29 protein-coding genes and 1 pseudogene are annotated in these 25,184 nt (G+C 66.5%); 18 read left to right on the top strand and 12 right to left on the bottom strand.

What is annotated here, in order from left to right:
* Nucleotides 1-2: 2 nt before the first annotated feature.
* From AWC16_RS16410 to AWC16_RS16390, 5 genes are all read right to left on the bottom strand, one after another.
* Entirely contained in the window at nucleotides 3-1,043 is a 1,041-nt protein-coding gene (locus AWC16_RS16410) for an MCE family protein (RefSeq protein ID WP_085265810.1), read from the bottom strand.
* Nucleotides 1,040-2,488: an MlaD family protein gene (locus AWC16_RS16405; RefSeq protein WP_085265809.1), complete on the bottom strand. Its 1,449-nt coding sequence runs from the start codon at nucleotides 2,486-2,488 to the stop codon at nucleotides 1,040-1,042. The genes AWC16_RS16410 and AWC16_RS16405 overlap by 4 nt, the downstream gene beginning before the upstream one ends.
* Nucleotides 2,489-2,490: 2 nt before the next feature.
* Entirely contained in the window at nucleotides 2,491-3,348 is an 858-nt protein-coding gene (locus tag AWC16_RS16400; protein WP_085265808.1) for an ABC transporter permease, read from the bottom strand.
* Nucleotides 3,349-3,353: 5 nt separating this feature from the next.
* The gene (locus AWC16_RS16395) at nucleotides 3,354-4,220 is read right to left on the bottom strand and encodes an MlaE family ABC transporter permease (protein ID WP_276062005.1); all 867 of its coding nucleotides are present in this window, start codon (nucleotides 4,218-4,220) and stop codon (nucleotides 3,354-3,356) included.
* Between the two features lie 301 nt (nucleotides 4,221-4,521).
* Nucleotides 4,522-5,316, bottom strand: coding sequence for a spirocyclase AveC family protein (locus tag AWC16_RS16390; RefSeq protein WP_085265806.1), 795 nt, complete (start codon nucleotides 5,314-5,316; stop codon nucleotides 4,522-4,524).
* A gap of 225 nt (nucleotides 5,317-5,541) precedes the next feature.
* On the opposite strand from AWC16_RS16390, the gene AWC16_RS16385 reads away from it, so the two are divergent.
* Together AWC16_RS16385 and AWC16_RS16380 are read left to right on the top strand one after the other, a co-directional pair.
* Entirely contained in the window at nucleotides 5,542-6,192 is a 651-nt protein-coding gene (locus tag AWC16_RS16385; RefSeq protein ID WP_085265805.1) for a TetR/AcrR family transcriptional regulator, read from the top strand.
* 36 nt (nucleotides 6,193-6,228) lie between these two features.
* A complete protein-coding gene (locus AWC16_RS16380) occupies nucleotides 6,229-7,431 on the top strand; it encodes a cytochrome P450 (protein WP_085265804.1) in 1,203 nt (400 codons plus the stop codon).
* Nucleotides 7,432-7,435: 4 nt separating this feature from the next.
* Here AWC16_RS16380 and AWC16_RS16375 read toward each other — a convergent pair whose 3' ends face one another.
* Nucleotides 7,436-8,365 (bottom strand): SDR family NAD(P)-dependent oxidoreductase, encoded by a 930-nt coding sequence (locus tag AWC16_RS16375; protein ID WP_085265803.1) that lies wholly within the window; start codon nucleotides 8,363-8,365, stop codon nucleotides 7,436-7,438.
* Nucleotides 8,366-8,577: 212 nt separating this feature from the next.
* Between AWC16_RS16375 and AWC16_RS16370 the strand changes: the two genes are divergently transcribed.
* The 7 genes from AWC16_RS16370 (at nucleotide 8,578) to AWC16_RS16340 (ending at nucleotide 15,566) form a co-directional block, all read left to right on the top strand.
* A complete protein-coding gene (locus AWC16_RS16370; RefSeq protein ID WP_085265802.1) occupies nucleotides 8,578-9,702 on the top strand; it encodes a spirocyclase AveC family protein in 1,125 nt (374 codons plus the stop codon).
* A gap of 48 nt (nucleotides 9,703-9,750) precedes the next feature.
* Nucleotides 9,751-10,965 (top strand): cytochrome P450, encoded by a 1,215-nt coding sequence (locus AWC16_RS16365; RefSeq protein ID WP_085265801.1) that lies wholly within the window; start codon nucleotides 9,751-9,753, stop codon nucleotides 10,963-10,965.
* A complete protein-coding gene (locus AWC16_RS16360; RefSeq protein ID WP_085265800.1) occupies nucleotides 10,962-12,227 on the top strand; it encodes a cytochrome P450 in 1,266 nt (421 codons plus the stop codon). Before AWC16_RS16365 ends, AWC16_RS16360 begins: the two co-directional genes overlap by 4 nt.
* 86 nt (nucleotides 12,228-12,313) lie before the next feature.
* Nucleotides 12,314-13,459, top strand: a complete 1,146-nt coding sequence (locus AWC16_RS16355) for a thiolase family protein (protein WP_085265799.1) — start codon at nucleotides 12,314-12,316, stop codon at nucleotides 13,457-13,459.
* Entirely contained in the window at nucleotides 13,456-14,244 is a 789-nt protein-coding gene (locus AWC16_RS16350) for a crotonase/enoyl-CoA hydratase family protein (protein ID WP_085265798.1), read from the top strand. Before AWC16_RS16355 ends, AWC16_RS16350 begins: the two co-directional genes overlap by 4 nt.
* Before the next feature lie 5 nt (nucleotides 14,245-14,249).
* On the top strand, nucleotides 14,250-14,768 hold the full coding sequence (locus AWC16_RS16345; protein WP_085265889.1) for a gamma carbonic anhydrase family protein: 519 nt from the start codon (nucleotides 14,250-14,252) through the stop codon (nucleotides 14,766-14,768).
* A gap of 78 nt (nucleotides 14,769-14,846) precedes the next feature.
* On the top strand, nucleotides 14,847-15,566 hold the full coding sequence (locus AWC16_RS16340) for a CPBP family intramembrane glutamic endopeptidase (RefSeq protein ID WP_085265797.1): 720 nt from the start codon (nucleotides 14,847-14,849) through the stop codon (nucleotides 15,564-15,566).
* Nucleotides 15,567-15,646: 80 nt separating this feature from the next.
* Here the strand turns inward: AWC16_RS16340 and AWC16_RS16335 are convergent, their stop codons facing one another.
* Nucleotides 15,647-16,456: an enoyl-CoA hydratase gene (locus tag AWC16_RS16335; RefSeq protein ID WP_085265796.1), complete on the bottom strand. Its 810-nt coding sequence runs from the start codon at nucleotides 16,454-16,456 to the stop codon at nucleotides 15,647-15,649.
* A 51-nt stretch (nucleotides 16,457-16,507) separates the two neighbouring features.
* Between AWC16_RS16335 and AWC16_RS16330 the strand changes: the two genes are divergently transcribed.
* From AWC16_RS16330 to AWC16_RS25205, 4 genes and pseudogenes are all read left to right on the top strand, one after another.
* A complete protein-coding gene (locus AWC16_RS16330) occupies nucleotides 16,508-17,593 on the top strand; it encodes a CaiB/BaiF CoA transferase family protein (protein WP_085265888.1) in 1,086 nt (361 codons plus the stop codon).
* Between the two features lie 40 nt (nucleotides 17,594-17,633).
* Nucleotides 17,634-18,398 carry a 3-hydroxyacyl-CoA dehydrogenase gene (locus AWC16_RS16325; RefSeq protein WP_085265795.1) on the top strand — a complete coding sequence of 255 codons (765 nt, stop codon included), beginning with the start codon at nucleotides 17,634-17,636 and terminating at the stop codon, nucleotides 18,396-18,398.
* 42 nt (nucleotides 18,399-18,440) lie between these two features.
* Complete coding sequence (locus AWC16_RS16320) at nucleotides 18,441-19,439, top strand: NAD(P)H-dependent flavin oxidoreductase (protein WP_085265794.1); 999 nt, start codon at nucleotides 18,441-18,443, stop codon at nucleotides 19,437-19,439.
* A gap of 6 nt (nucleotides 19,440-19,445) precedes the next feature.
* Nucleotides 19,446-19,628, top strand: a pseudogene (locus tag AWC16_RS25205) (hypothetical protein); the annotation flags it as partial.
* Nucleotides 19,629-19,737: 109 nt separating this feature from the next.
* Here AWC16_RS25205 and AWC16_RS25610 read toward each other — a convergent pair.
* A complete protein-coding gene (locus AWC16_RS25610) occupies nucleotides 19,738-19,863 on the bottom strand; it encodes a hypothetical protein (RefSeq protein ID WP_264016710.1) in 126 nt (41 codons plus the stop codon).
* 168 nt (nucleotides 19,864-20,031) lie between these two features.
* Here AWC16_RS25610 and AWC16_RS16310 point away from each other — a divergent pair, with 168 nt between their 5' ends.
* Nucleotides 20,032-20,670 carry a class I SAM-dependent methyltransferase gene (locus tag AWC16_RS16310; RefSeq protein ID WP_085265793.1) on the top strand — a complete coding sequence of 213 codons (639 nt, stop codon included), beginning with the start codon at nucleotides 20,032-20,034 and terminating at the stop codon, nucleotides 20,668-20,670.
* 6 nt (nucleotides 20,671-20,676) lie between these two features.
* On the opposite strand, the gene AWC16_RS16305 is transcribed toward AWC16_RS16310, so the two are convergent.
* Nucleotides 20,677-21,399, bottom strand: coding sequence for an NAD-dependent deacylase (locus AWC16_RS16305; RefSeq protein ID WP_085265792.1), 723 nt, complete (start codon nucleotides 21,397-21,399; stop codon nucleotides 20,677-20,679).
* Nucleotides 21,400-21,437: 38 nt separating this feature from the next.
* Between AWC16_RS16305 and AWC16_RS16300 the strand changes: the two genes are divergently transcribed.
* Nucleotides 21,438-21,806 (top strand): Rv1152 family transcriptional regulator, encoded by a 369-nt coding sequence (locus tag AWC16_RS16300; RefSeq protein WP_085265791.1) that lies wholly within the window; start codon nucleotides 21,438-21,440, stop codon nucleotides 21,804-21,806.
* Here AWC16_RS16300 and AWC16_RS16295 read toward each other — a convergent pair.
* Both AWC16_RS16295 and AWC16_RS16290 read right to left on the bottom strand, forming a co-directional pair.
* Nucleotides 21,803-22,624 carry a class I SAM-dependent methyltransferase gene (locus AWC16_RS16295; protein WP_085265790.1) on the bottom strand — a complete coding sequence of 274 codons (822 nt, stop codon included), beginning with the start codon at nucleotides 22,622-22,624 and terminating at the stop codon, nucleotides 21,803-21,805. The genes AWC16_RS16300 and AWC16_RS16295 overlap by 4 nt on opposite strands.
* Nucleotides 22,625-22,648: 24 nt before the next feature.
* On the bottom strand, nucleotides 22,649-23,179 hold the full coding sequence (locus tag AWC16_RS16290; protein ID WP_085265789.1) for a DUF1697 domain-containing protein: 531 nt from the start codon (nucleotides 23,177-23,179) through the stop codon (nucleotides 22,649-22,651).
* 62 nt (nucleotides 23,180-23,241) lie between these two features.
* On the opposite strand from AWC16_RS16290, the gene AWC16_RS16285 reads away from it, so the two are divergent.
* Nucleotides 23,242-23,685 (top strand): PPOX class F420-dependent oxidoreductase, encoded by a 444-nt coding sequence (locus AWC16_RS16285; RefSeq protein ID WP_085265788.1) that lies wholly within the window; start codon nucleotides 23,242-23,244, stop codon nucleotides 23,683-23,685.
* A 43-nt stretch (nucleotides 23,686-23,728) separates the two neighbouring features.
* Nucleotides 23,729-23,902 carry a DUF5302 domain-containing protein gene (locus tag AWC16_RS23565; protein ID WP_109561457.1) on the top strand — a complete coding sequence of 58 codons (174 nt, stop codon included), beginning with the start codon at nucleotides 23,729-23,731 and terminating at the stop codon, nucleotides 23,900-23,902.
* Here AWC16_RS23565 and AWC16_RS16280 read toward each other — a convergent pair whose 3' ends face one another.
* The gene (locus tag AWC16_RS16280; RefSeq protein WP_085265787.1) at nucleotides 23,903-24,199 is read right to left on the bottom strand and encodes a DUF732 domain-containing protein; all 297 of its coding nucleotides are present in this window, start codon (nucleotides 24,197-24,199) and stop codon (nucleotides 23,903-23,905) included.
* A gap of 110 nt (nucleotides 24,200-24,309) precedes the next feature.
* On the opposite strand from AWC16_RS16280, the gene AWC16_RS16275 reads away from it, so the two are divergent.
* Nucleotides 24,310-25,056 (top strand): DUF4352 domain-containing protein, encoded by a 747-nt coding sequence (locus tag AWC16_RS16275; RefSeq protein ID WP_234812307.1) that lies wholly within the window; start codon nucleotides 24,310-24,312, stop codon nucleotides 25,054-25,056.
* The last annotated feature ends 128 nt before the right edge of the window (nucleotides 25,057-25,184 follow it).

The raw sequence follows: 25,184 nt of genomic DNA, 5'->3' as shown, positions 1-25,184 counted from the left end.
TCCTAACTGCAGATCGGTGAATGTTGGACGACATTTCCCGGTGAGGCGAGCTTGACGGTGCCGGGGATCACCCGGCCCAAGAACGCGAACACCGTGGAGTTGATATCGCAGATGTAGCCGTCGATGTAGCTTCCGCTTTGGGTGGCTCGGGCAAGGCCTTTGAGAACCAGCACCAGATTCGAGCCGTAGTGAGCGAACCGTTGCCGTCCCTCGCCGGTGAGATGCCCGACGAACCCGGGCTCACGCGTGAGGAATTCGTCAAGTTGGGGATAGACGGCGTCCAGCAGGACCGACAACCGATCCGTTGCCCGGGTGATCGAGCCCGTCGATGCCAGCAACTCGTCGCGGCGGGCCGCCAGTGTCGACAACGCGGTGCGGGAGTGGTCGATGACGGATTGCAGGTCGCGGTCCTGTCCGGCCAAGACGGCGGTGACCTCGTCGAGATTGGCGATGACCTCGCCGAGAACCTGGTCGGGCCCCGCCAGCGACTCGGCCAGCGCCGACGTCTGACTGATCAAGGTCACCACCGACGCCGAATCACCTTGCAATGCCGCGATTATGCCGCCGGTGAGGTTGTCCACTTGGCGCGGGCTCAACAAGGTGAACAGCGGCTCGAATCCATTGAGCAGATGCGAGATGTCGAACGACGGTTTGGTGCGCTCGACCGGGATGCTGCCGCGGTCGGGCAACACGGTGTGGAATTCGGATGTCCCGGGGAAGAGCCCGAGGTATCGCTGGCCGATGATGTTCTGATACGTCACCGATGCGGTGGTGTCGTTGTAGAGTGTATGGGTTTTCGGCACTCGGAAGGTGACCCTTGCGAGGGTGCCGTCCAACTCGACTCTGTCGACGCGTCCCACCCGAACGCCGGCGGTCCGCACGTCGTCGCCGCTGTGCAGACCGGACACATCGGTGAACATGGCGTGGTAGGTGTTCGTCGGGCCGCTGACTTCGCGGCGCAGGGTGACGAAGACCAGCCACGTGGCGGTGGTGGAGACCACCAGGAACAAGCTCAATCCGAGCAGGGCCTTGCGGTATCTCATCGGCCACCGCCGCGAACTGTCGACAACCGCACCGTTGTCCCGCGCAGCACCGGTGCCAACAGGACCTCGGCTGCGCTGCTGGCCTGATCGCCCATGATGATCTGCAGCTGTTGTTTCTCCCTGCGGCTGCCGACGGGGCCGACATTGCCGCCGATCACGGCCGACTGGGGCTGCGCCGGTGTCGGGGGGCCGGGCTCCGGTGCGGCCGGCTCCGGTGGCGCTGCGGGGGGACCGGCCTCGGGCGGCAGCACGGAGCCGCGCGGCGGGGCGAAGTTGGGGCGGTTCTCGTTGGCATCCGGAGGCAGTGGAAACCCACGAGATTCGAGCGACGGTGTCAGCGCCGGTGCCGTCGGGAACTCGGGAGCGGTGAAGCAACTGGGCCCGGCCATGTCGCCGTAGCGCGGGCAGTCTGCGCGCACATAGGACCGGGTCGGGTTCAAGGAGATGACGGCCTTGGCCTGCAGCTGATTGGTGTCGTAGTTCCATGCGACCTCCATGACCCGGCCGACCAGCGTCGTCAGCCGGGTTGAGATCGCGTGCAGCACTTCGGCGTGATCGCTCAGCACACCCAGCACGGGCGTCAGCTTCGTGGAGATGTCGATCATCCGTTCGGTGTTGTGATCGAAGGCATCGCCGAGCACTCCGGCGGTGCCGAGGCCGACGGACAGCAGATTGGTCAGTTCTGAACGCTTTTCGACGAGAGTGCGCATGGGTTGGACCGCGCCGTCGAGTGCGTCGAGAAGCTCCGGTGCGGCCTCGCCCAGCGCGGCGGTGGCTGCGGTGAGTGCGGACATCGTTGACGGGGCCATCTCGTCGCCGGTGACAATTGTGTTGAGCTGGTTGACGATCTCGTCCAGGTCGCGGCCGGCGGTCTGGAGCCGGTCGCCGCGGCCGCTGGTGGCGTCGCCCAACGCGGTGAGCCATCCGACGCTGTCGGGGGTGACGTCCCGACCGATGGCCGCGAGCACCTGGCGGAACTTGTTCAAAGTTGTCTGGAAGAGCACGGTCGGCAGGGTCTGGTCTTCGCTGATGACGGCTCCGGACCGTACCGGGGCCGAGTGTGCGCCGTTGTCGACCAGCTGTACCGACGACACCGCGAAGACGTTGGACGGCACCACGCGGGCGGTGACGGTGCCGGGAATGCCGGGAGCGTGTTCGGGGCGCAGGTCGAGACGCACGATGTTGGGGCGGCCGGCCGCCGCCGGGGTGACAGCTGACACGAACCCCACGAGGACACCCCGGAACTTGACGTCGGATTTCACCGGCAGGCCGTCGCCGACATTGGTGAGCAAGGCGCTGACCCGAACGGAATGTTGCAGGGCGCCTTGGGATTGCGCGATCATCAGTGCCGCCGACGCTGCCACGATCGCCAGCAGAACCAGCCCGTTGAGGAACAACCGCGGGTTGGAGGGGCCGCGGTCATTGGGTTCGAAGGAGTTCGGCATGGTCAGCCACCGAACCTCGCGCCGGCGTTGACGCCCCACATCGCCATGGTCAGCAGCGCGTTCAAGATGATCACCACCGTGATCGTGGCCCGCATCGCGTGGCCGGCGGCCACACCGACGCCCTGCGGACCGCCGGAGGCGAAGTATCCGTAGTAGCACTGAATTACGGCGGCGAAGAAGATGAAGATGACTCCCTTGATCGTCGCGTAGAAGACATCACGCCCGCTGCTGAACAGCGAAAAGTAGTGCCCATAGGTGCCCGCGGAGGTATCGGCGATGATGCCGACCACAACCTGCGCGGACAGATAGGCCGCGGCCAGGCACACCAGGAACAACGGAATGGCGGCCAGAACGGAGGCGGCGACCCGGGTTGTCACGAGGTACGGAATCGGTTTGATCGCCAGGGCGTCCATCGCGTCGATCTCTTCGGCAATGCGCATGGCGCCCAGTTGGGCGGTGAAACGGCAGCCGGCCTGGGTGGTGAACGCGATCGCGATCATGACGGGCACCAGCTCGCGGGTTGAGCCCCATGATGACAGCAGACCGGTGGCCGGGCCCAGACCCAACAGGTTCAGCGCGTTGTAGCCCTCGATCGCCAGCAGTGCTCCGGCGGTGATGCCCAGTACGACGGAGACTCCCATCGTTCCGCCCCCCACGACGAGCGCTCCGTTGCCCCAAGCGATGTCGGACAGGTTGCGGACGAACTCCCGTCGATAGCGAGCAAACATGACGGGGACCGCGAAGACCACCTGGCAGATGAAGTCCAGCATGTGGCCGGCCTTGGCGATGGGCAGCCAGCCGACCTCGATTCCCCGGAGGAACTGCTGGACCGCGCGCGGGCGGTAGACGGCTACGGTCATCGCGGTTACAGGCTCGCTTTGGGAAAGAGCAGCAGGTAGAGCTGGCTCATTCCGACGTTGACGATCATCAGCAGCAGGATCGATTCCACCACCGCGGCGTTGACCGAGTTGGCAACGCCGGCCGGTCCGCCGCGGGTGTCCAGCCCTTTGTGGCAGGCCACCACCGCGACGATCGCTCCGAACGCGATGGCCTTGGCCAGGGCCAGGACCAGGTCGTCGACGGTCGCGAACGACGCGAAGGTCGCGACGAAGGATCCGGGTGTTCCGCTCTGTACGTAGACGTTGAACAGATAGCCGACGAAGAAGCCGGCGCACGTCGCGAGCCCGGTCAGCGCGACGCCGACCAGAATGAGCGCGGCGAACCGTGGAACGACCAAGCGGCGCACCACCGAAACCCCCATCACCTCCATCGCATCGATTTCTTCGCGCATGGTTCGCGAGCCCAGGTCCGCGCTCACCGCCGAGCCGACTGCTGCCGCGAGCAGTATCGCGGCCACCAGGGGAGCGCCTTGCCGAATCACCACCAGTCCGTTCGCGGCGCCCGACAGGGACTCGGCGCCGACCTGCCCGGCCAGAACGGCGAACTGGATGGACAGGGTGACCCCGACCGGAATCGTGACCAGCAGTGTCGGCAACAGGGCGGTACCCGCCATGAATGCCGCCTGCTTGACGAACTCCGATATCGCGAAGCGTCCGGTGAACAGGTCGAGGAACAGATACTGAACGGTGCGTAGGCCCAGCGTCGTCTGACCGCCCACCGTTCCCAATGACTGCAGCGGATGCGAGCGGACGTAGGACCGAATCCACGTTGCGACTTCGGCAACCGGCGCACGGTCGTCGGCGTCCACTTCCCGCTCCGATGAGACAGTCAAGCGGACCCTCCCCGTTCTACTCGACGACGGCGACCCGAAAGTCACCATCGGACGCGAGGCCGGCGATCGACGTGCGGACCAAACCGGCGCCCAAACCGCGGCAGTTCTGCCGCCATCACCCGGCATCGCTGACCCAATGTTTGGTTTAGTGAGCGGAGCCTATCGCGCGATCTGGGAGCGGTCAACGGCTGTTTACGGCGCGGATCGTGCACAGATCGAGATCCGGAGCGGGTGAATCGCTCCCGGCGGTTGCGGAATGGGACAAGTATTTGGTTGGTCGGAGCGCCGGGCTGCTCGCGGGTCAGCGACCCACCAGCGGCTGGTTGGGTACGCCGGGGAACAGTGGTTCAGTGGGTCCCGCGGTCACCCAACCCCCGAGTTTGGTGGCGAGATGGGGAGCGAAGACCGCGCCGTAGAGCCCGTTGCCGATGGCGATGACCGCGACGATGGACAGGATCGACGATTGCAGCCGACTCGCCGAGCGTTTGTCGGCCCACATCTCGATGACGTTTCGTCCCTGCGAGTCCGTCCGGCCGAGCAGGTAGGTGAAGACCATCATCTGCACGCCCATGGCCAGCGAGTCGTAGATCGGATACTGGAACTTGGTGCCCTCCCGCAGTGCGAGGCCGGGAATCACATAGCCGTAGTGGAAGATTCCCAGCCGTGCGCCCAGGAACGCGTTGAACATCAGTGCCCAGCAGAAGCCGACGACAAGGCCCACGCTCAGGAGCGTGAGCGGCCTGCGCCAGCGGAATTTCGCGCACAGCCACCGCCCGAGCGCCGCGCCCAGGATCGCCGGCAACACGAAGTAGGCGATGTAGCCGATGGGCACCGACGAGGGCAGACCGCCCCACGTCATGTTCAACGGCCACCACGACGGCATGCGCGGCAAGGCCGGCGGGAACTGCGCATACATGGCCCAGTCGTAGGGAGCCTCGATCCACGAGAACGAGATGGCGGAGATGCAGAGCAGCAGCAGTGGGTGCAGCCGACGCCGGCGAACGCTCAGATATACCCCGACGGCGGTGAACCCGATGCCGCCGATGTAGGCGAAGGCGATACCGGCGGTCAGCAGGGGAGTCAGCCCGTTGTTCATGGCCGGCTCTCCTGGTTCCGGGTGCATCCGGCTTCGGGGTCGTAGCGCAGTACGAGACCGAACACCAGGGCGATCAATCCGAACAGCGTGCCCAGCATGATGACAGCGCCCACGTTCGCGCCTCCTTCGGCATCTCTTGTAGCTAGTGGATACTATCTAAACTAGATAGTGGACACTATCCTAAAAGCGTCAGCCGTCCAGGGTGATTTCCAGGAGTGAGATAACTTGTCCCAGCCAGTGCCCAACGCCGAACGGCCTGCGCCGGCGATCCGCCGGCCCCGTGGCGAGCCGCGTCGGCTCCTACTCGACGCGGCGCGAGACCTCTTCGCCCGCCAGGACTATCGCAGCACCACCACGCGTGAGATCGCCCAGGCGGCCGGGGTCACCGAGCCCCTGCTGTTCCGCCACTTCGGTTCGAAGGCAATGCTGTTCCGGGAGGCGCTCGTCGAGCCCTTCACCAGCTTCGTCGATGAGTTCGGCCAGACTTGGCAGTCGCTCGATCCGGAGCAGACCGGCGAGGAAGAACTGGCCCGGCATTTCGTCGGCCGGCTCTATGACGTGTTCGTCCGTCATCAGGGTCTGCTGGTGACGCTCATGGCGTCGGACGCCCTCAGCGAGGACGAGATGGTCGAGGCCGGCATCGCCGATGTCAGACGGGCGATCACGCTGCTCGGCCAGATCAGCGCGGAGGGCATGAACCTGCGGTCGATCGGGTCGGCGCACCCGAACCTGCCTGCGCACTCCACCGTGGCGATGATCGCCGGGATGGCGGCTCTGCGCTCGACCTACTTCGGTTCCAGGCCGCCGTCGCGAAAGGTGATCGTCGAGGAACTCACCCAGGCGAGCCTGCACGGCTTCCTGCACCGCAACCACTAGTTCACCCAGTTCATCTCCGCCGAAGGGACGTGACACATGACCGGCGCCAGCGCGATCGACTTGTACTACGACCCGTTCGACCGCGATATCGACGACGACCCGTATCCGGTGTGGAAGCGCATGCGCGAAGAATCGCCGTTGTACTACAACGAGAAGTACAACTTCTATGCACTGAGCCGGTACGAGGACGTGGCACGCGAACTGCCGAACTGGGACACCTACCGCTCCGGCCGCGGGACCACCGCGGACATCTTGTTCAACAACCTTGAGGTGCCGCCGGGAATCCTGCTGTTCGAGGACCCCCCACTGCACGATCTGCACCGCAGCCTGCTCTCGCGGGTCTTCACCCCGCGCCGAATGCTGGCCGTAGAACCTCTGGTCCGGGAGTTCTGCGTCAAGGAGTTGGATCCGCTCGTCGGTGCCGGTGGCTTCGATTTCATCGCCGACCTCGGGGCGGTGATGCCGATGCGGACGATCGGGTATCTGCTCGGCATCCCGGAGAAGGACCAAGAGGCGATCCGGGACCGCAACGGCTCGCTCATCGAGATGGCCGACGGGCGCGAACCCGGCGACATCAGTCAGAAGATATTCGCCGACACCATGGTCATGTTCGCCGAGTACATCGAGTGGCGGGCCGGCCATCCCTCGGACGACCTGATGACCGACCTGTTGCGGGCGGAGATCGACGAGCCCGACGGCACCCGACGTCCGTTGTCGCGCACCGAGGTTCTCGCATATACCGCAATGATCGCCGGCGCCGGGAATGAGACAACGGCCCGGCTGATCGGTTTCATGGCGCAACTGCTCTCGGATCATCCGGATCAACGTCGCGAGCTCGCCCGCGATGCTGCCCTGATCCCGAGTGCGGTTGAAGAGACGCTGCGCTACGAGCCCCCGTCGCCGGTGCAGGCCCGCTACGTCGCGCACGACGCCGAGCACTACGGCCGCCTGGTTCCGCAAGGGTCGTTCATGTTGCTGCTCAACGGTTCCGCCAACCGTGATCCCCGGCATTTCCGCGACCCGGACCGCTTCGACATTCACCGCGAGGGCGGCCACCTCAGCTTCGGCAAGGGGGTGCACTTCTGCCTCGGGTCGGCGCTGGCCCGGTTGGAAGCCCGGGTGGCCTTCGAGGAGGTCCTGAAGCGGTGGCCCGACTGGGAAGTCGACTACGCCGGCGCCCAACGCGCGCACACCGCCAGTGTGCGCGGGTGGGCGCGGTTACCCGTCGTCACCGGATGACGCATCAGATGGCGATGCCGACTCGTTCGCAGACGCCGAACACCTCGTCGAAGATGGAGGCGGGCACCGTGAACGGCTCGGCTGCGGAGACCGCTGCCAGGTGCGTGGCGATGTCGTCGGCAGTGGGAACCTCGTCGGATCCGGCGAGCCAACCCCGGCCCAGGCCGACGAAGACACGTGCGAACCGGCCGGCGCAGGCGGAGTAGTTCTGATGGGTGAGGTCGCAGGAACGGCTGGCGAGGTATACCACCATCGGCACCACCAACTCCGGCCGAATCGCCTTGAGGAAGCCCGTCTCCTGGAGGGCTCTCGGGTCGCCGACGGTCTCGGTCACCATGCGTGAAAATCCAAACGGCAGAACGGTATTGGAATGGATGCCGTGGGGTTGGCCCTCGATCGCGAGCACGTTCGACAGGCCGACGAGACCGGCCTTGGCCGCGGCGTAGTGGGCTTCCAGCGGCTGCCCGAACATCCCGCCCGACGACGAGATGAAGACGAACCGGCCATAGCCCTGACTTTTCATGATGCGGTACGCGGGCTGGCTCAGATAGAAGGCGCCGTCCAGGTGCACCCGCAGCATGTGTCGCCAGTCGTCGGCGGACAGCTCCTCAAAGGGAATGCTGTTGAAAATGCCGGCGTTGCTGACCACCGCATCGATCCGGCCGAAGCGCTCCAACGCAGCGTCGACAATGGCCTGGCCGCCGGCAGGGTTGTCGACCGAATCGTAGGATGCCACCGCCTTTCCGCCGCCGTCGGTGATCTCCTCGACGACCAGATCGGCGACCTTGGTGTCCGACCCTTCGCCGTGCATCGATCCGCCGAGGTCGTTGACGACCACCGAGGCGCCCCGCCGGGCGAGTTCGATCGCGTAGAGCCGGCCCAGGCCTCGGCCCGCTCCGGTGACAATGGCGACCTGTCCGGTGAAATCGATCATCTGCGACTGCCTCACGTCATCGGGCACGATGGTGGCGGACTCTACTTTGGAACAGATATCTGGTCAACGAATCGATGTTCGCCGCCTGTGCGGCCGCCCTGACTTGCAATGATGTATCCCTTGCGAGCCATGGCCGGTAGGCGATTGACGGTGTGACTCGCCACGCGCTATGATCTGAACAAATCTTAGGTTCCTGCGTAGAGGAATGATTGATGACCGCAGCAGAGGTCGAGCAGACCCACGCCACACTTGCCGCCGAATCGAAACGAGGATCGCCGTGGGTATGGGCATGGGTCGCCGTTGCGATCGGCGTGCTCGTCTTCTTTCTCGCCAATGCCCGCACGGGTCTGGGGTCTGACCGGGTCCGCAACGCCGCGGTCACGGGGTCGCCGCGACCGGTGCCGGTGTTGTTCGGCTATGAACACTGGCTGGGACTGCTGGAGGCATTCACCGTCGTGGTGATGGTTCTCATCACGGTCACCTACGTGGTGGTGTGGCGTCGGCATCCGTATCACCCGGTGTTGTTGATGGGGATTGTCACGACGTTGATCGTCTGGCAGGACCCGATCATGAACTGGGGGCCGTTCGCGGTTTACAACCCGGAGTTGCATCACCTGCCCGAGGACTGGCCGCTGGTCTCCCTCTCGCCGACCGTCGAGCCGTTTGTGGTGCTCGGCTACATCATGTTCTACCTGTTGCCCTACTTCCCGGGCATCTGGCTGCTGCGCCGGATTCAGGCCCGGCGACCCGTCGACTCATTCGTGTGGCGCCACCCGCTGATCAGCCTGGCGATCTGCATCCTCCCGTTCGGGATGTTGCTGGACGCGGCGTTGGAGATAACCCTGGTCCAGACCGGGATGTACATCTACTCCCAGGTGCCGATCGGGTCGCTCTTCGCCGGCCAGACGCACCAGTTCCCGTTGATCGTCGAGATTCTGGCGGTCAACTTCGTCATGGTTCCCGCCGGAGTGTTGTTGTACCGGGACGACACCGGCCGCACCGTGGCCGAGAAATTGGCGCAGCGGGCGAAGATCTTCGCCGGCCGGCCGACCCTGGGCATGTTCGCGGTGATGCTGGTGCTGATAAACCTCGGCTACTTCTGCTACGGCGGCACCTTCGCCCTGGTCAAGATGGCGCACCTGTCCCGGACGGTCGCCTGCCCCTGGCCATATCCGGAGGCGAAAATCTATGATCCACAAGGCTTCTACGAGATGGCGGGCCAGCCCGGACCGTACTCGGTGGGTAAGTGGGCGACCTGGCAGAGCGGCCAGCCGAACGGGCGGCCGGATGTGCAACCGCCGCCCGACGGCGGACGGTGCGGACCTGGCGATGGGTGAGCCGCGCTCAGGTGTCATCACCATTCCCGGCCAGCTGAAGGAGCACTCATGCAGTTGTTCGACGACTTAGAGGATTTCGGCGCGTTCGATGACGTGGTCTCCGGCGATGTCCGCGACCCCTACACCGAACTGGCCCGGCTGCGCCGAGAGGAGCCCGTTCAGCGCATCGACATCTCGGGGATGCCGCACGAGGAATCCAAACCGGTGTTCATGGTGTACCGCCACGAAGACGTGGTGAAGATGTTGCGCGACAACGAGACATTCTCGTCGGCGATCATCATCGACACCTTCGGCGATGTGCTCGGCAAGCAGGTGATGCTGGGGATGGACGAGCCCCAGCACGGCCGGCACCGGGCGCTGGTGTCCAAGGCCTTCTCCCCGAGGGCGGTGGCCGGCTGGGAACAGGAGTTGGTGATACCGGTTGCCAATCAGCTGATCGACCGGTTCGCCGGCCGTGGCCACGCGGATCTGGTGAAGGAGTTCAACTTCGAGTACCCGACCCGGATCATCGCCCGGATCCTGGGCCTGCCCGAGCGGGACTATGAGCAGTTTCAGCGCTGGTCGATCTCCCTGCTGTCCTTCACCATCAACCCCGAGCGCGGACGGGCCGCCTCCGAAGCCCTGCGCGACTACTTCACCCCGATCCTGGCTGCCCGCCGCGAAGATCCGCGCAACGACTTGATCAGCCGACTGGCCGATGCCGAGATCGACGGGCAGAAGCTGTCCGACGAGGAGATCTTCTCGTTTCTGCGGCTGCTGCTGCCGGCGGGTATCGAGACCACCTACCGCTCATTGGGCAACCTGTTGTTCGCGCTCCTCACGCACACCGACCAACTCGAGGCCGTCCGCGCCGACCGGTCGCTGCTGCCGCAGGCCATCGAAGAAGGGGTGCGCTGGGATGCGCCGCTGCTGACCATCACCAGGGTGGCCGCCTGCGACACCGAGTTGTCGGGTGTGCCGATCCCGGCGGGCTCGGCGGTGATGCCGATGCTGGGGGCCGCCAACCGCCAGGACGATCGCTACCGCGAACCGAACAGCTTCGATATCTTCCGCGAGTCGAAGGTGCACGTGTCGTGGGGCCACGGCGCCCATGTCTGCCTCGGCAGCCACCTGGCCCGGATGGAGATGCGCAACGCGCTGAACATCATGTTCGACCGGCTGCCGAACCTGCGGCTGGATCCCGATGGGGGCGACCCACACATCCGCGGCCAGGTATTCCGGTCGCCGACGTCGCTGCCGGTACTGTTCGAGGCCGCGTCATGACCGATTTCGAATCGGTTGACTTCTTCACCGACCCATCGTTGATCCCCGACCCCTACCCGTACTTCGACCAGATGCGTCGCCGGTGTCCGATCGTGCACGAACCCCACCAAGGGGTGCTCGCGGTCACCGGCCATGCCGAAGCCCTTGCCGTGTACAAAGATCCGGCGTTCTCCTCCTGCGTTTCGGTCGCGGGCCCGTTCTCCGGGCTGCCGTTCGACCCCGTCGGAGACGATGTCGGCGACCTCATCGAGCAACATCGCTCCGAGATCCCGATGAACGAGCACATCGTCACCCAGGACCCACCGGAGCACACCCGAACGCGGGGCCTGTTGAGCCGGCTGCTCACTCCGAAGCGGCTCAAGGAGAACGAGGAGTTCATGTGGCGGCTGGCCGAGCAGCAGCTCGATGAGTTCGTTGCCCGGGGCCGGTGTGAGTTCATCGAGGACTACGCCAAGCCGTTCTCGATGCTGGTGATCGCAGACCTGCTGGGGGTGCCCGAAGCCGATCACCGTGAGTTCCGCGCATTGCTGGCGAACGAGGTGGTGGGTGCGGTCGACGGCGAGAACGCGGTCCATCACAATCCGCTGCAGTGGCTCGACGACAAGTTCTACGCCTATATCGAAGACCGCCGTAAAGAGCCACGCGAGGACGTGCTGACCGAGCTGGCCCAGGCGAAATACGAAGACGGGTCAACGCCCGAGATCATCGACGTGACGCGGCTGTCCACCTTCCTGTTCGCCGCCGGCCAGGAGACCACTGTCAAGCTGCTCAGCGCCGGCCTGCGGGTGATCGCCGAGCGCGCCGACATTCAGAAGCTGCTACGCGAGGACCGCAGCCGCATCCCGGCTTTCCTGGAGGAGACGCTGCGGACCGAAAGCCCGGTCAAGTCCCACTTCCGGATGGCCCGCACCACGACGACGGTGGGGGAGACCACGGTGCCCGCCGGCGCCACGGTGATGCTGCTGCCCGGGGCCAGTAACCGCGACCCCCGCAAGTTCGAAGACCCCGAGCAGTTCCGGGTCGACCGGACCAATGTGCGCGAGCATGTGGCGTTCGGGCGGGGGCCGCACTCCTGTCCCGGCGCTCCGCTGGCCCGTGCCGAGGGGCGGATCTCACTGAACCGCATCCTGGACCGGATGGCCGACATCAGCATCAACGCGGAGAAGCACGGACCGCCCGAGGCGCGGCATTACAGCTACGAACCGACCTTCATCATGCGGGGGCTCCAGGAGTTGCACCTGGAGTTCAAACCGGTCGGCTGACCAGGGTCGGCCACCCCCCCGCGGGTGCCATCGGTGGGTTGGTTGACAATCGACGTCAACTACCCCTCGTTGACTAAGGAGCACCCATGGCTGAAGCCGTCATCGTAGAAGCGGTGCGCTCGCCGATCGGCAAGCGCAACGGCGGACTGTCCGGGGTGCACCCGGCCGAGCTGTCCGCCCAGGTGCTCAACGGGCTGGTCAACCGGGCCGGCGTGGACCCGGCCCTGGTCGACGACGTGATCTGGGGTTGCGTCATGCAGGCCGGTGAGCAGGCCCTGGACATCGGTCGCACCGCTCTGCTGAGCGCGGGCTGGCCGGAGACCGTGCCCGGGGTGACGGTGGACCGCCAGTGCGGGTCCAGCCAGCAGTCGGTGCACTTCGCGGCCGCCGGCGTGGTCGCCGGACACTACGACGTCGTCGTCGCCGGCGGCGTCGAGTCGATGTCGCGCACCCCGATGGGCTCGTCACTGGCCAACGGCGGCCGTCCGTACCCGGACTCCTTCAAGGAGCGCTACAGCCAGACCCCGAACCAGGGCGTCGGCGCGGAGATGATGGCGTCCCGGTGGGGTCTCACCCGCACCGCACTCGACGAATTCGCTCTGGCATCCCATGAAAAGGCCGCCGCCGCACAGGATTCCGGTGCGTTCAAGGACGAGATCGTCGGGATCAAGGACGCCGAGGGCAACGTCGTCAGCGAAGACGAGGGCATCCGCCGCGGTACCACCCTGGAGAAGATGGGCCAGCTCAAGCCCGCCTTCAAAGAGGACGGCGTCATCCACGCCGGCAACTCCAGCCAGATCTCCGACGGCTCGGCGGCGCTGCTGTTCATGTCGGCGGCCAAGGCACGCGAACTGGGGTTGACCCCGCTGGCGCGGGTGCACACCGCGACGCTGGCCGGCGCCGACCCGGTGATGATGCTCAGCGCTCCGATCCCCGCCACCCAGAAGGCGCTGCAGCGCTCGGGACTGGGCGTCGAGGACATCGGGGTGTTCGAGGTCAACGAGGCGTTCGCCCCGGTGCCGATGGCCTGGCTTGCCGACATCGGCGCCGACGCCAAGAAGCTCAACCCCAACGGCGGGGCGATCGCGCTCGGCCACCCGCTCGGCGGATCCGGCGCCCGGATCATGACCACCATGCTGTACCACATGCGCGCCAACGGAATTCGCTACGGACTGCAGACCATGTGTGAAGGCGGCGGCCAGGCCAACGCCACCATCCTGGAGCTGCTGTGAGCGACGCGGCCGTTCTGGTCGAACGGCGCGGAAACGTACTGCTGATCACCATCAACCGGCCCGAAGCCCGCAACGCGATCAACGGTGCCGTCAGTGCCGGCATCGGCGACGCCCTGGCGCAGGCCCAGGACGACGACGCCGTGCGTGCGGTGGTGCTCACCGGCGCCGGTGACAAATCGTTCAGTGCCGGTGCAGATCTCAAGGCGATCGCCAACCGGGAGAACATCTACCACCCCGAGCACCCGGAGTGGGGTTTCGCCGGCTACGTGCAGCACTTCATCGACAAGCCGACCATCGCGGCGGTCAACGGCACCGCGCTGGGCGGCGGCACCGAGCTGGCGCTGGCCAGCGACCTGGTGATCGCCGAGCAGCGCGCCCAGTTCGGGCTGCCCGAGGTCAAGCGCGGCCTGATCGCCGGTGCCGGAGGCGTGTTCCGCATCGTCGACCAATTGCCCCGCAAGGTCGCCCTGGAGCTGCTCTACACCGGGGAGCCGATCTCGGCCGCCGACGCCGCCCGCTGGGGATTGGTCAACCGGGTGGTCGAGGACGGCGGGGCACTCGAAGCCGCCCTGGAACTGGCCGAACGGATCACCGGAAACGCGCCGCTGTCGGTGCGGGCCAGCAAGCGGATCGCCTACGGGGTCGACGACGGCGCCATCCCCGGCGAGGCCGCCGGATGGGCCCGCACCGGCCGGGAGTTCTCCGCGCTGCTGCGGTCCGAGGACGCCAAGGAAGGACCGCGGGCCTTCGCCGAGAAGCGCGCACCGGTGTGGAAGGCGCGTTGAGCGGCGTGCCCGAGCCGCTTCTCATCTCTATTCGCGGGCGCGCCCCGCAGCTGCATCCCGAGTCGTGGGTGGCGCCCAACGCCAGCCTGATCGGCCAGGTCAGCCTGGCCGCCCGGGCCAGTGTCTGGTACTCGGCCACGTTGCGCGCCGAGGTCGAACCGATCGAGATCGGCATCGACACCAACATCCAAGACGGGGTGACGGTCCACGTCGACAAGGAGTTCCCTTGTCGAGTCGGGGCGCATGTCAGCGTCGGGCACAACGCGGTGCTGCACGGCTGCACCATTGAGGACGACTGCTTGATCGGGATGGGCGCGATCATCCTCAACGGCGCCATCGTGGGGGAGGGCTGCCTGGTCGCGGCGGGCGCGGTCATCCCGCAGGGCATGGTGGTGCCCCCGCGGTCACTGGTCTCCGGGGTGCCGGGCCGGGTGCGTCGGGAGCTCAGCGAGGCCGAAGTCCGCAACAACCGGCACAATGCCGCGGCCTACCGACGGCTGATCGAAGTCCACCGGGCGAACTAACGCATTCGGACCACCGGCAGCCGTTCGGCCGCTACGTTTTAGGGACGTTGCTCAACCCGCCCTGAGGGGACGTCCTGCATGACCCAGATCAGTCCGACCCGCCCCGGCCTGCTGCGCGAGTTCACCGACATCATCACCAACATCTCCCCACTGCATCACGAACCGCGGGCCGTGGTGCAGCGGCGCCGCGCTGTGGTCGGGGTGGTGGTGCTGATCGGCGCCGGGGTGCTGGGCGTCATGCACACCAAGCTCCCGGGTGACGCGTGGTTCTACTGGCTGTCTCTCGTCTTGGCCGCGGTCTGGTCGGTGGGAGCGCTGGTGTCCGGGCCGCTGCACCTGGGGGTGTTGCGGTTCCGGGGGCGCAACGAGCGGCCGGTGTTCACCGGCACCGGTGTCGGCCTGGTGCTCGGCGGGGTGTTCCTGCTGGCCGGCTTCGTCATCGCCAAGATCCCGCCGCTGGCCGGCCAGGTGACTGCGATCCTGGACTATGCGGGCGGTGTCTCCTGGCGATTGGTGGTGCTGATCGCCATCGTCAACGCGATCGCCGAAGAGATGTTCTTCCGCGGCGCGCTGTTCAGTGCGTTCGGTCGGCACTCCCCGTTGGTGTGGTCGACGCTGCTGTATGTCGCGGCGATGATGGCCGGCGGAAACCTGATGGTGGGGGTGGCCGCGCTGGTGCTCGGCACGGTCTGCGCCATCGAACGACGCGCCACCGGCGGTGTGCTGGCCCCGGTGCTGACCCATCTGGTGTGGAGCCTGGTGATGGTGCTCGCGCTACCCCCGATCTTCGGGATGTAGCTGGCCCTACTGGGCGCGAGCGTGCGCGTTTGTACGGCGACACGCCGCTACGCGCGGCATTCTGCGCACGCTCGCCGAGGCTACGCGTCAGTGAAATTGGCGGAGCGCCGCTCCTGGAACGCGCGGGTGCCCTCACGGAAGTCGTGGGCGTTCAACAGAATTGACTGCCCGACGTATTCGCGATCCAGCGCCGCGTCCAGCTCGGTCAGGGTCGCGGCGTTGACGGCGTGCTTGGTCTTGGCGAACGCTCCCGCGGGGCCGGCCAGCAGGGCGGCCAGCAGCTTGTCCACCTCGGCGTCGAACTCCTCGGCCGGGTACACCGCACTGATCAGCCCCCAATCCAGGGCGTCTGCGGCAGACAGCCGTTCGGCCAGCAGCGCCAGCCGCATGGCGCGGGTCCGGCCGACGGCCGCGGCAACCAGCGCCGAGGCGCCGCCGTCGGGCATCAGCCCGATCTTGGTGAACGCCAACAGGAAAAAGGCCTTGTCGGAGGCCACGACCAGGTCGCAGGCCAGGGCCAGAGACACCCCGACACCGGCGGCCGGACCCTGCACCACGGCCACCACCGGCCGCGGCAGCGCGACGATCGCCCGGATCGCGCGGTTGGCCTCGACGATGATCTCCGTCGGCACCCCGTCGGCGGCATCGTCGGCGCTGATCCCCGCGCCCGAGCTGAACCCGCGCCCGGAACCACCGAGCCGCACCACGCGCACCCGCGAGTCGCCGGCAGCGGCTTCCATGGCGTCGGCGATACCGGCCAGCACGCCGGTGGTCACCGAGTTGAGGCTGTCGGGACGGTCGATGATCACCGAGAGCACACCATCGGCCAGGGTCACGGACAGGCCCGCCACCGATGCGAGGGTGTCGATGCCGGAGTCAATTGCAGTCATGGGTGTAACCCTAGGATGCAGATCACACAGGCATACGACGAGGAGGCAGATATGGCGGGACCACTGGCGGGGCTGCGGGTCATCGAACTGGCCGGGATCGGACCGGGACCGCACGCGGCGATGATCCTCGGCGACCTGGGGGCCGACGTGGTTCGCGTGGAGCGGCCGCCGAAATTCGGTGGCGGGGCCAGCAAGGACACCATGCTGCGGAACCGGCGCTCGGTGACCGCCGACCTGAAGGCCCCGGAGGGCCGTGACCTGGTGCTCAAGCTGGTCGCCAAGGCCGACGTGCTGATCGAGGGATTCCGGCCGGGCGTCACCGAGCGGCTCGGCCTCGGCCCGGAGGACTGCGCCAAGGTCAACGAGCGGCTGATCTACGGCCGCATGACCGGCTGGGGGCAGACCGGTCCGCGCGCCCTGCAGGCCGGCCACGACATCAACTACATCTCGTTGAATGGACTGCTGCACTCCGTCGGCCGCAAGGGGGAGCGCCCAGTGCCGCCGCTGAACCTGACCGGTGACTTCGGCGGTGGATCGATGTTCCTGCTGGTCGGCATCCTCGCCGCACTGTGGGAGTTGCAGCGCTCCGGCAAGGGCCAGGTGATCGACGCCGCCATGGTCGATGGATCGAGCATGCTGTCGGCGATGATGTGGAGTTTTCGCGCGCAGGGTGTGTGGAGCGACGAGCGGGGCGTCAACATGCTGGACACCGGCGCGCCCTACTACGACACCTACGAATGCTCGGACGGACGATACGTGTCGGTGGGCTCGATCGAGCCGCAGTTCTACGCCGAACTGTTGGCCAAGCTGGAGCTGGATCCCGCCGAGCTGCCGGCCCAGAACGACGTCAGCGGCTGGCCGGAACTGCGCGCCAAGTTCACCGCGGCGTTCGCCGCCCACGACCGCGACCATTGGGCGAAGGTGTTCGCGGGCTCGGACGCCTGCGTGACACCGGTGCTGGCGTTCGGGGAGGTCCAGACCGACTCGCACATCGCCGAACGCGACACCTTCTACGACTTCAACGGCTACCTGCAGCCCATGCCGGCGCCACGGTTCTCCCGCAGCGTCCCCGAGATTCCGACGCCGCCGGCGGTTCTGGGAGCCGACAACGAGACCATCCTGAGCGACTGGGTATAGTCCCGACCAACCAGACGGTTGGGCTGAGAGGGGCTAGAGCGTGCAGATCAAGGATTCGGTAGCCGTCATCACCGGCGGCGCGTCGGGTTTGGGCTTGGCGACCGCCAAGCGCCTGCTGGACGCGGGCGGAAAGGTGGTGGTGATCGACCTGCGGGGCGAGGACGTCATCAAGGAGCTCGGTGACCGTGCCCGCTTCGCGCAGGCCGACGTAACCGACCCCGAGGCTGTCGGTGCCGCACTGGACGTCGCGGAATCGCTTGGCCCGCTGCGTATCAACGTCAACTGCGCCGGAATCGGCAACGCGATCAAGACGCTGAGCCGCGACGGCGCGTTCCCCCTGGACGCATTCACCAAGATCATTCAGGTGAACCTGATCGGCACGTTCAACGTGCTGCGGCTGGCGGCGGAGCGGATCGCCAAGACCGAGCCGATCGGCCCGGCGGACAGCCCCGAGCGCGGTGTCATCATCAACACCGCCTCGGTGGCGGCGTTCGAGGGCCAGATCGGTCAGGCCGCCTACTCGGCATCCAAGGGCGGGGTGGTCGGCATGACATTGCCGATCGCACGGGACCTGTCCCGCGAACTGATCCGGGTGTGCACCATCGCACCGGGCCTGTTCAAGACGCCGCTGCTGGGCTCGCTGCCGGAGGAGGCGCAGAAGTCGCTGGGTGCGCAGGTTCCCCACCCGGCCCGGCTCGGTGACCCCGACGAATACGGGGCGCTGGCCGAGCACATCATCAGCAACCCGATGCTCAACGGCGAGGTCATCCGCCTCGACGGAGCGATCCGGATGGCCCCGCGATGAGCGCTTGCGCGAAGAGCATTTGAGTACAGCTAAGGAGTCCATATGTCATTGACGACGAAATTCACCGAGGTCTTCGGGGTCGAGCACCCCGTCGCCCAAGGCGGCATGCAGTGGGTGGGCCGCGCGGAACTGGTGGCGGCGGTGGCCAACGCCGGTGCGCTGGGTTTCCTCACCGCGCTCACCCAGCCGACGCCGGCGGACCTGGCCAACGAGATCGCCAAGACCCGCGATCTCACCGACAAGCCGTTCGGGGTGAACCTGACCATCCTGCCGACGATCAACCCGCCGCCTTATGACGAGTACCGTCAGGTCATCGTCGACGCCGGCATCAAGATCGTCGAGACCGCCGGGTCCAACCCGGCGCCGCACCTGCCGATGTTTCACGACAACGGGATCAAGGTCCTGCACAAGTGCACCTCGGTACGGCACGCGGTCAAGGCGCAGAGCCTCGGTGTAGACGGCATCAGCATCGACGGGTTCGAATGTGCCGGGCATCCCGGCGAGGACGACATCCCGGGCCTGGTGCTGATCCCGGCCGCGGCATCCCAGATCGAGATCCCGATGATCGCCTCCGGTGGCTTCGCCGACGCCCGCGGCCTGGTCGCCGCGCTGGCGCTGGGTGCCGACGGCATCAACATGGGCTCACGGTTCATGTGCACGGTCGAGTCCTGCATCCACCAGAACGTCAAGGAAGCCATCGTCGCCGGCGACGAGCGCGGCACCGAGCTGATCTTCCGGCCGCTGCGCAACACCGCCCGGGTGGCGTCCAACACCGTCTCGCGCGAGGTCGTCGACATCCTCGACAAGGGTGGCCAGTTCCCCGACGTGCAGGAGCTGGTGGCCGGGGTTCGGGGCCGACGGGTGTTCGAAGACGGTGACGTCGAGGCCGGGATCTGGTCGGTGGGCACCGCGATGGGGCTGATCAACGACATCCCGACCGTCGGCGAGCTGGTGTCGCGGATCGTTACTGAGGCCGAGGAGATCATTCTCGGGCGCCTGGGCGGCATGGTCGAGGTCGACGACGAGGAAGACGTCGCCTGACGACGCACCGCGTGCCGGACGTTCCTGGCCATCAACGGGCAGTGGATCCGCGCGTCCGAGGATGAGCGCTTCGACTTCGTGATCGGCGTGGCCACCGGAGCATTGGCGGATCTGGAGGGAATCGCCGAATGCATGCGTGCCTGGAGCTATCCGGACGGCTGTTCAGATGCGCCCCGGGGCCCAACCTGAATACAAGAGAAATGGGATGACTCACAGATGGCGGCCTGCCCGGATGAGGACGGCCACCGTCGCGCAACGACGCGACATTGAAAGGCGCCGCTGCCGCGGCGCCGATCAATCAGCTGGCCAGCGGGTGCCAGTCGTCGAACTGCTCGGAGGTGTCGCCCTCGACCAGGAAATCGCCGTGGTACAGGGCCTCGAAGTCGACCTTGATGACGTCGGCACTTGAGTCGTCGATCCACATGACACTGAGCGTATGGGTCACTATTAAGGAATCTTTGAGTTACGTTTCGGGAAATGGTGGCAATACTACTGACGGGTAGCGTTTGCCGACCCCTTCCCCTGAGGTGTGGGCCGCTGACCGGTGGCCGATGGGATCAGGGTCACCGTCGCGGGCGTTAGGGTGGCTGCCATGACATCCTCCGCAAGCCTGGATAACCCGCTGTTCGCCCGGATCTGGACCTTCATGTCGAGCCACGAGACCGACTGGCTGCGCGACCGGCGCCGGGAGAACCTGGAAGGCCTGTCCGGGCGGGTGCTGGAGGTCGGAGCGGGCACCGGAAGCAACTTCGCCTTCTACCCGGACACCGTGACCGAGGTGGTGGCCGCCGAACCCGAGTCACGGCTGCGGGACGCCGCTGCGGCGGCGGCCGCGGAGGCGCCGGTGCCGGTCACCGTGGTGGCGAGCACCGTCGAGGCCCTGGACGCCGGGGAACCCTTTGACGCGATCGTCTGCTCGCTGGTCTTGTGTTCGGTCGACCATCCGGAGGAAGTGCTGCGCCAGCTCTTCTCATTGCTCAAGCCCGGGGGCGAGCTGCGCTACTTCGAGCACGTCGCCAGCGCCGGGGTGCGCGGCGGGCTGCAACGGCTGGCGGACGCCACCTTCTGGCCCCGGTTGTTCGGCAACTGCCATACCCACCGTGAGACCGAGCAGATGATCACCGCCGCCGGCTTTGCCGTCAGGACGTCGCGTCGCGGGCACCAGTTCCCGGCCTGGGCGCCGGTGCCGGTGTCGGAGTTCGCGCTGGGTTCGGCCAGCCGCCCGGCCTGAGGGGCGTTAGAAGCCCAGCCCCAGCAGGGTGGGCAGCCGGTCCAGCAGTCCCGGTAGCGCCACCGAGGCGGGGGCGCGCAGGCTCAACGTGGCTCTGGGCGTCAACGGGGTGGGCTGGAGATTGACTTCGACGACGGTCTTGCCCAGCTCCAGTGCCCGTTCAGGAAGGCTGGCTGCCGGATAGACCACGCCGGAAGTGCCCACCACGAACAGCACATCGGCGGTGTCGATGGCCTCCACCGCTGCGGTCCACGGCTCCTCGGGCAGCTGCTCGCCGAACCAGACGACGTCCGGGCGGATCAGGCCGCCACAGCCGCAAACCGGGGGGTCCATTTCGAGCACGGGTTCTGCCAGCTCCGGCAGCTCTACGTTGTGCGGCTGATCGCAGATCGTGCAACGGAACGTGAACATGCTGCCGTGCACATGGTGAACCGTAGAACTGCCGCCGCGCTCGTGAAGGTTGTCGACGTTCTGGGTGATGACGTGGACGTCGGCGTTGTGCTCCCAGTCCGCGAGCGCGCGATGGCCCGGGTTCGGGTCGAAGCGGCGGGCCAGCTGGTAGCGCCACACGTACCAGCCCCAGACCAGTTCTGGGTGCCGGTTCCAGCCGTCGATGCTGGACACCTCGTAGGGGTCGTATTGGGCCCACAGACCGTTCTCGTCGTCGCGGAAGGTCGGTATCCCGCTCTCCGCGGAGATCCCGGCACCGCTGAACACCGCCACTCGCACGCCACCAACATAGCGGGACATCGCGGGATACTGGGCGGATGGACTTCACGGAGCTGCTGAAGACCGACGCGCACCAGGACGGGCCACTGTTCGAGCAGGTCAGGGTTCGGATGATCGAGGCGGTGCGGGCCGGGGCCCTGCCGGCGGGAACCCGGCTGCCGACGGTGCGTGAGCTGGCCGGCCAGCTGGGGATGGCGGTCAACACCGTGGCTCGCGCCTACCGGGAGCTGGAGGCCGGCGGGATCGTCGAAACTCGGGGCCGCTTCGGCACTTTCGTGGCAAGCAGGGACCCGGCCGACGCGACCATGACGGTGGCCGCAGGTGCCTTTGCCGCGGCGGCGCGCGCGGTCGGCCTGGGCAAGGCCGACGCGTTGCGCTACCTCGAGGCGGCCTTCGACACGCTTTAGCCGAATTCCAGCAGGGTCAGGGACGGACGGACGGAATCCAGGAAGCTCAGCCGGTAAGCATTGGACAGCAGGGTGTTGAACAGCCATCCGCGCCCGGTCGGCAACGGGATGTCGCGCACCGCGCGGATACCGGGCACGGTGTTGACCAGGTCGGCGGCGGCGCTCACCGACAGGCCGAACGGCATCGGCGGGGCTTTGTAGCGCAGCGAGGTCCGCACCCCGCGGCGCACCAGCTTCGACAGCCAGGGCGGCGGCACGTCGAACAGCAGCCGCCCGCCGGGGAACCGGCGGGCGCACTCGGCGATCAGACCGAGCGACTGCTCGGGCTGCAGGTACATCAGCAGCCCCTCGGCGCTGATGAACACGCCGTTGTCCGGGTCGACCTGATCCATCCAGCTGTAGTCCAGTGCGGACTGCGCGCAGACCGAAACCTGCGGTGCTGCCGGCAGCAACCGGCTGCGGATCTCGATGATCGGCGGAAGATCGACGGTCAGCCAACGGAACGCCGGGTCGGGAACGCCGGCACTGACGCGCCAGAAGCTGGTCTGCAGGCCCTCGGCCAGAGCGACCACGGTGCCAGACGGGTGCTGGCGCAGAAACTGACGGGTCTGGTCGTCGAAAGCCAGTGCGCGCAGGGCGATGTCCTGACGGGTCGGCCCGAATTTCGAGAAGTCGTAGTCGATCGAGTCCGCGAGGGCGATCGCCATCGGGTCGTCGATGACCCCATCGGAACGGCGGGCTTCAGTCGCCCGACCGTTCAACGTCAGCAACGCGGTCTCGGAGACTCCGGTCAGGGTGACCTTCTGTGCCTGGCTCACCTGTCCGACCCTACCGGCGGGCGCTCAGCGCAGCATCTTGCTCACGGTGCGCAGGTTGCGGGTGGTGGTGGAGGACTTGTAGCGCTTATTGCCCATGGTTTTGCCCACGGTGCTGTTCAGGGTGTCGCCCTTGGGGATCTGCCAGTAGATCACCCCGGGGCCGAGGGCGATCTTCTCGTCGGCCGTGTCATCGGCGGCCTTTGCGGCCAGAGCGGACAGCTCGGTCAGCACCGCGTCGTCGGCGACGAAGGTGACATAGGAGTGATAACCGGGGACCTCCGACTCGAACGGGTAGGCCGCCACGATGTCGCGCACCGCGTCGATGTCGTAGACCAGCACCCAGGCCTGATAGCCGAAGCGCTCCCGCAACGCCGTCTCGGCGGTGGCGCGCACCGCCGCGGCATCGGCGGGCGACTCCAACAGCACGTTGCCGCTGGCGAGCAGGGTGCGAACCTCGGTGAATCCGGCGCCGGTCAGCGCGGCGGCGACGTCGGCCATCTTGAGGCTGACTCCGCCGACGTTGACACCGCGGAGAAACAGGGCATACCGGGCCATGAGGCGGGCTCCAATCCAGGCAGAACGATGGTATTAGGCGGACGCGTCGGTACGCTTCGAGCATGGGACGCCAGGCATTCGACGACAAGTTGCTGGCCTTGATCAGTGGGAACTCACTGGGCGTATTGGCCACCGTCAAACGAGACGGGCGTCCTCAACTGTCGAACGTGCAGTATCACTTCGACCCGCGTGCTCTCGCGGTCCAGGTGTCGGTCACCGAGCCGCGGGCCAAGACCCGCAACCTGCGCCGTGACCCCAGGGCGTCGCTGCTGGTCAGTTCCGACGACGGGTGGTCCTATGCCGTTGCCGAGGGGGATGCCCAGCTGACACCCCCGGCCACCGCTGCCGATGACGACACCGTCGAGGCTCTGGTGGCGTTGTACCGCAACATCGCCGGGGAGCACCCGGACTGGGACGAGTACCGGCAGGCCATGGTGACCGACCGTCGGGTGCTGCTGACGCTGCCCATCTCCCACCTGTATGGCATGCCTCCCGGCATGCGCTGAGCAACTCCCACCGGTACGCCATACGCTGAGCTAGGCTCCCGGCATGCCCGAATCAGATTCCGCCGCAGACGAGAACAAGCGCAAGTTCCGCGAGGCCCTGGAGCGCAAGAACGCGAAGTCGGCGGGCGGCTCCGACCACAAGGACGCCGGCGCCAAGCAGTCACGCTCGCATGGTCCGCTGGAGAGCCGCCGGGAGTTCCGCCGCAAGAGCGGGTAGTTACTGCACCGGGCAGGCGTACGTGCGTGCCACGTCCATGGCCCGCTGGTTCGCTCCGGGGCCGACGACCCCCTGCGCGGCGAGTTCCCAACCGATGTAGCCCGGGAGGCCGCCTTCGCACGCCTGGTGGGCGAGGCGCCATGCGGTGTCCGGATTCAAGTTGAACCCGTTGCGTTCCAGGCCCTGCATGTAGGTGTCGAATTCGGGGGTGCCCTGCTCGGGTATCGCGCCGGCCGTGGCGGCCAAGGCAACAGCGGCAACCGTCGCTGCGATCAGAGCTGTCACTGCACGTCTCATTGCCTTCTCCTGAACTACGTCCCCCGATTGTTGCCTACACGGTTTCACAATCCACCGACACAGACCACTGGACTGCTTTAGTTGGCTGGGGTGGACCACAAGCTTGTCTTATGCTGTCCAACGGTCTTGGTTGGTGGGGCCAGCAATATATGGATACGAGGAGACTTATGACGCAGCCGTCAGCCGGTTGGTTCCCAGATCCGTCAGATCCGAGCCGTCAGCGCTACTTCGACGGCACAACGTGGACTGAGGACTACGCACCATTGGGAGCCCCGGCGCCGGGCATAGGCCAAGCCGCTAAGCCGGGCATGTCCAACGGAGCAAAGATCGCCCTCGGCGTAGGAGCGGCGATCTTGCTGTTGATCGTCTTCAGCTCTATCGGCAACAGCGACAAGAAGGGCAAGGATGATGTTGCGTCATCCTCTACGCGGTCGAACTCGCTGAGCACCACCAGAACCACGCAAGCTAAGCCGTCCGGACCCGTAGTAGCCCCGGCCGGTAGCTCGGTGCGCGATGGCAAGTTTGAGTTCCAGGTGTTGGGCGTCGAACGGTCAGCTTCGAAAGAAGGAATCTTCAACCCGGATGAGGCTAAGGGCGAGTTCTTCATCGTCAAGCTCAGGGTCACAAACATCGGTGACGAAGCCCGGACCTTCTTTGCCAGCAACCAGAACCTGATTATCGGCGGCAACAAGTACGAGGCTTCCAGCGCGCTGAGCGACGATGGCTTTATGGAGGAAATCAACCCCGGTCTTGGTATCGAAGCCGAGGTGGCGTTTGACATCCCGCCTGGTGCGGTGCCCGATGAAATCGTGTGCCATGACTCGGCTTTCTCGGGCGGCGCTCACCTGGCTCTCTAAGGCGTAAGAACTCAAGCACCGGCTGGAACATCCAGCTGCGCTGCTTCGCCAACGGCGAGCGGAAGACCTGGACGCTGGAAGCGTCTTTCTGGGGCATCAACCAGCAGGGCAGGTCCACGTCCAGCCGC

This window comes from Mycolicibacter longobardus (assembly GCF_002102265.1).
Taxonomy (GTDB): Bacteria; Actinomycetota; Actinomycetes; order Mycobacteriales; family Mycobacteriaceae; genus Mycobacterium; species Mycobacterium longobardum.
This window is presented reverse-complemented; position numbering and strand designations above follow the sequence as displayed.

Coding starts and splice junctions, on each gene's coding strand:
- AWC16_RS16410 (WP_085265810.1), bottom strand. CDS start 1,043: ATGAGATACCGCAAGGCCCTGCTCGGATTGAGCTTGTTCCTGGTGGTC.
- AWC16_RS16405 (WP_085265809.1), bottom strand. CDS start 2,488: ATGCCGAACTCCTTCGAACCCAATGACCGCGGCCCCTCCAACCCGCGG.
- AWC16_RS16400 (WP_085265808.1), bottom strand. CDS start 3,348: ATGACCGTAGCCGTCTACCGCCCGCGCGCGGTCCAGCAGTTCCTCCGG.
- AWC16_RS16390 (WP_085265806.1), bottom strand. CDS start 5,316: ATGAACAACGGGCTGACTCCCCTGCTGACCGCCGGTATCGCCTTCGCC.
- AWC16_RS16380 (WP_085265804.1), top strand. CDS start 6,229: ATGACCGGCGCCAGCGCGATCGACTTGTACTACGACCCGTTCGACCGC.
- AWC16_RS16375 (WP_085265803.1), bottom strand. CDS start 8,365: ATGATCGATTTCACCGGACAGGTCGCCATTGTCACCGGAGCGGGCCGA.
- AWC16_RS16370 (WP_085265802.1), top strand. CDS start 8,578: ATGACCGCAGCAGAGGTCGAGCAGACCCACGCCACACTTGCCGCCGAA.
- AWC16_RS16365 (WP_085265801.1), top strand. CDS start 9,751: ATGCAGTTGTTCGACGACTTAGAGGATTTCGGCGCGTTCGATGACGTG.
- AWC16_RS16360 (WP_085265800.1), top strand. CDS start 10,962: ATGACCGATTTCGAATCGGTTGACTTCTTCACCGACCCATCGTTGATC.
- AWC16_RS16355 (WP_085265799.1), top strand. CDS start 12,314: ATGGCTGAAGCCGTCATCGTAGAAGCGGTGCGCTCGCCGATCGGCAAG.
- AWC16_RS16340 (WP_085265797.1), top strand. CDS start 14,847: ATGACCCAGATCAGTCCGACCCGCCCCGGCCTGCTGCGCGAGTTCACC.
- AWC16_RS16335 (WP_085265796.1), bottom strand. CDS start 16,456: ATGACTGCAATTGACTCCGGCATCGACACCCTCGCATCGGTGGCGGGC.
- AWC16_RS16330 (WP_085265888.1), top strand. CDS start 16,508: ATGGCGGGACCACTGGCGGGGCTGCGGGTCATCGAACTGGCCGGGATC.
- AWC16_RS16320 (WP_085265794.1), top strand. CDS start 18,441: ATGTCATTGACGACGAAATTCACCGAGGTCTTCGGGGTCGAGCACCCC.
- AWC16_RS25610 (WP_264016710.1), bottom strand. CDS start 19,863: ATGTGGATCGACGACTCAAGTGCCGACGTCATCAAGGTCGACTTCGAG.
- AWC16_RS16310 (WP_085265793.1), top strand. CDS start 20,032: ATGACATCCTCCGCAAGCCTGGATAACCCGCTGTTCGCCCGGATCTGG.
- AWC16_RS16300 (WP_085265791.1), top strand. CDS start 21,438: ATGGACTTCACGGAGCTGCTGAAGACCGACGCGCACCAGGACGGGCCA.
- AWC16_RS16290 (WP_085265789.1), bottom strand. CDS start 23,179: ATGGCCCGGTATGCCCTGTTTCTCCGCGGTGTCAACGTCGGCGGAGTC.
- AWC16_RS16285 (WP_085265788.1), top strand. CDS start 23,242: ATGGGACGCCAGGCATTCGACGACAAGTTGCTGGCCTTGATCAGTGGG.
- AWC16_RS23565 (WP_109561457.1), top strand. CDS start 23,729: ATGCCCGAATCAGATTCCGCCGCAGACGAGAACAAGCGCAAGTTCCGC.
- AWC16_RS16280 (WP_085265787.1), bottom strand. CDS start 24,199: ATGAGACGTGCAGTGACAGCTCTGATCGCAGCGACGGTTGCCGCTGTT.
- AWC16_RS16275 (WP_234812307.1), top strand. CDS start 24,310: ATGCTGTCCAACGGTCTTGGTTGGTGGGGCCAGCAATATATGGATACG.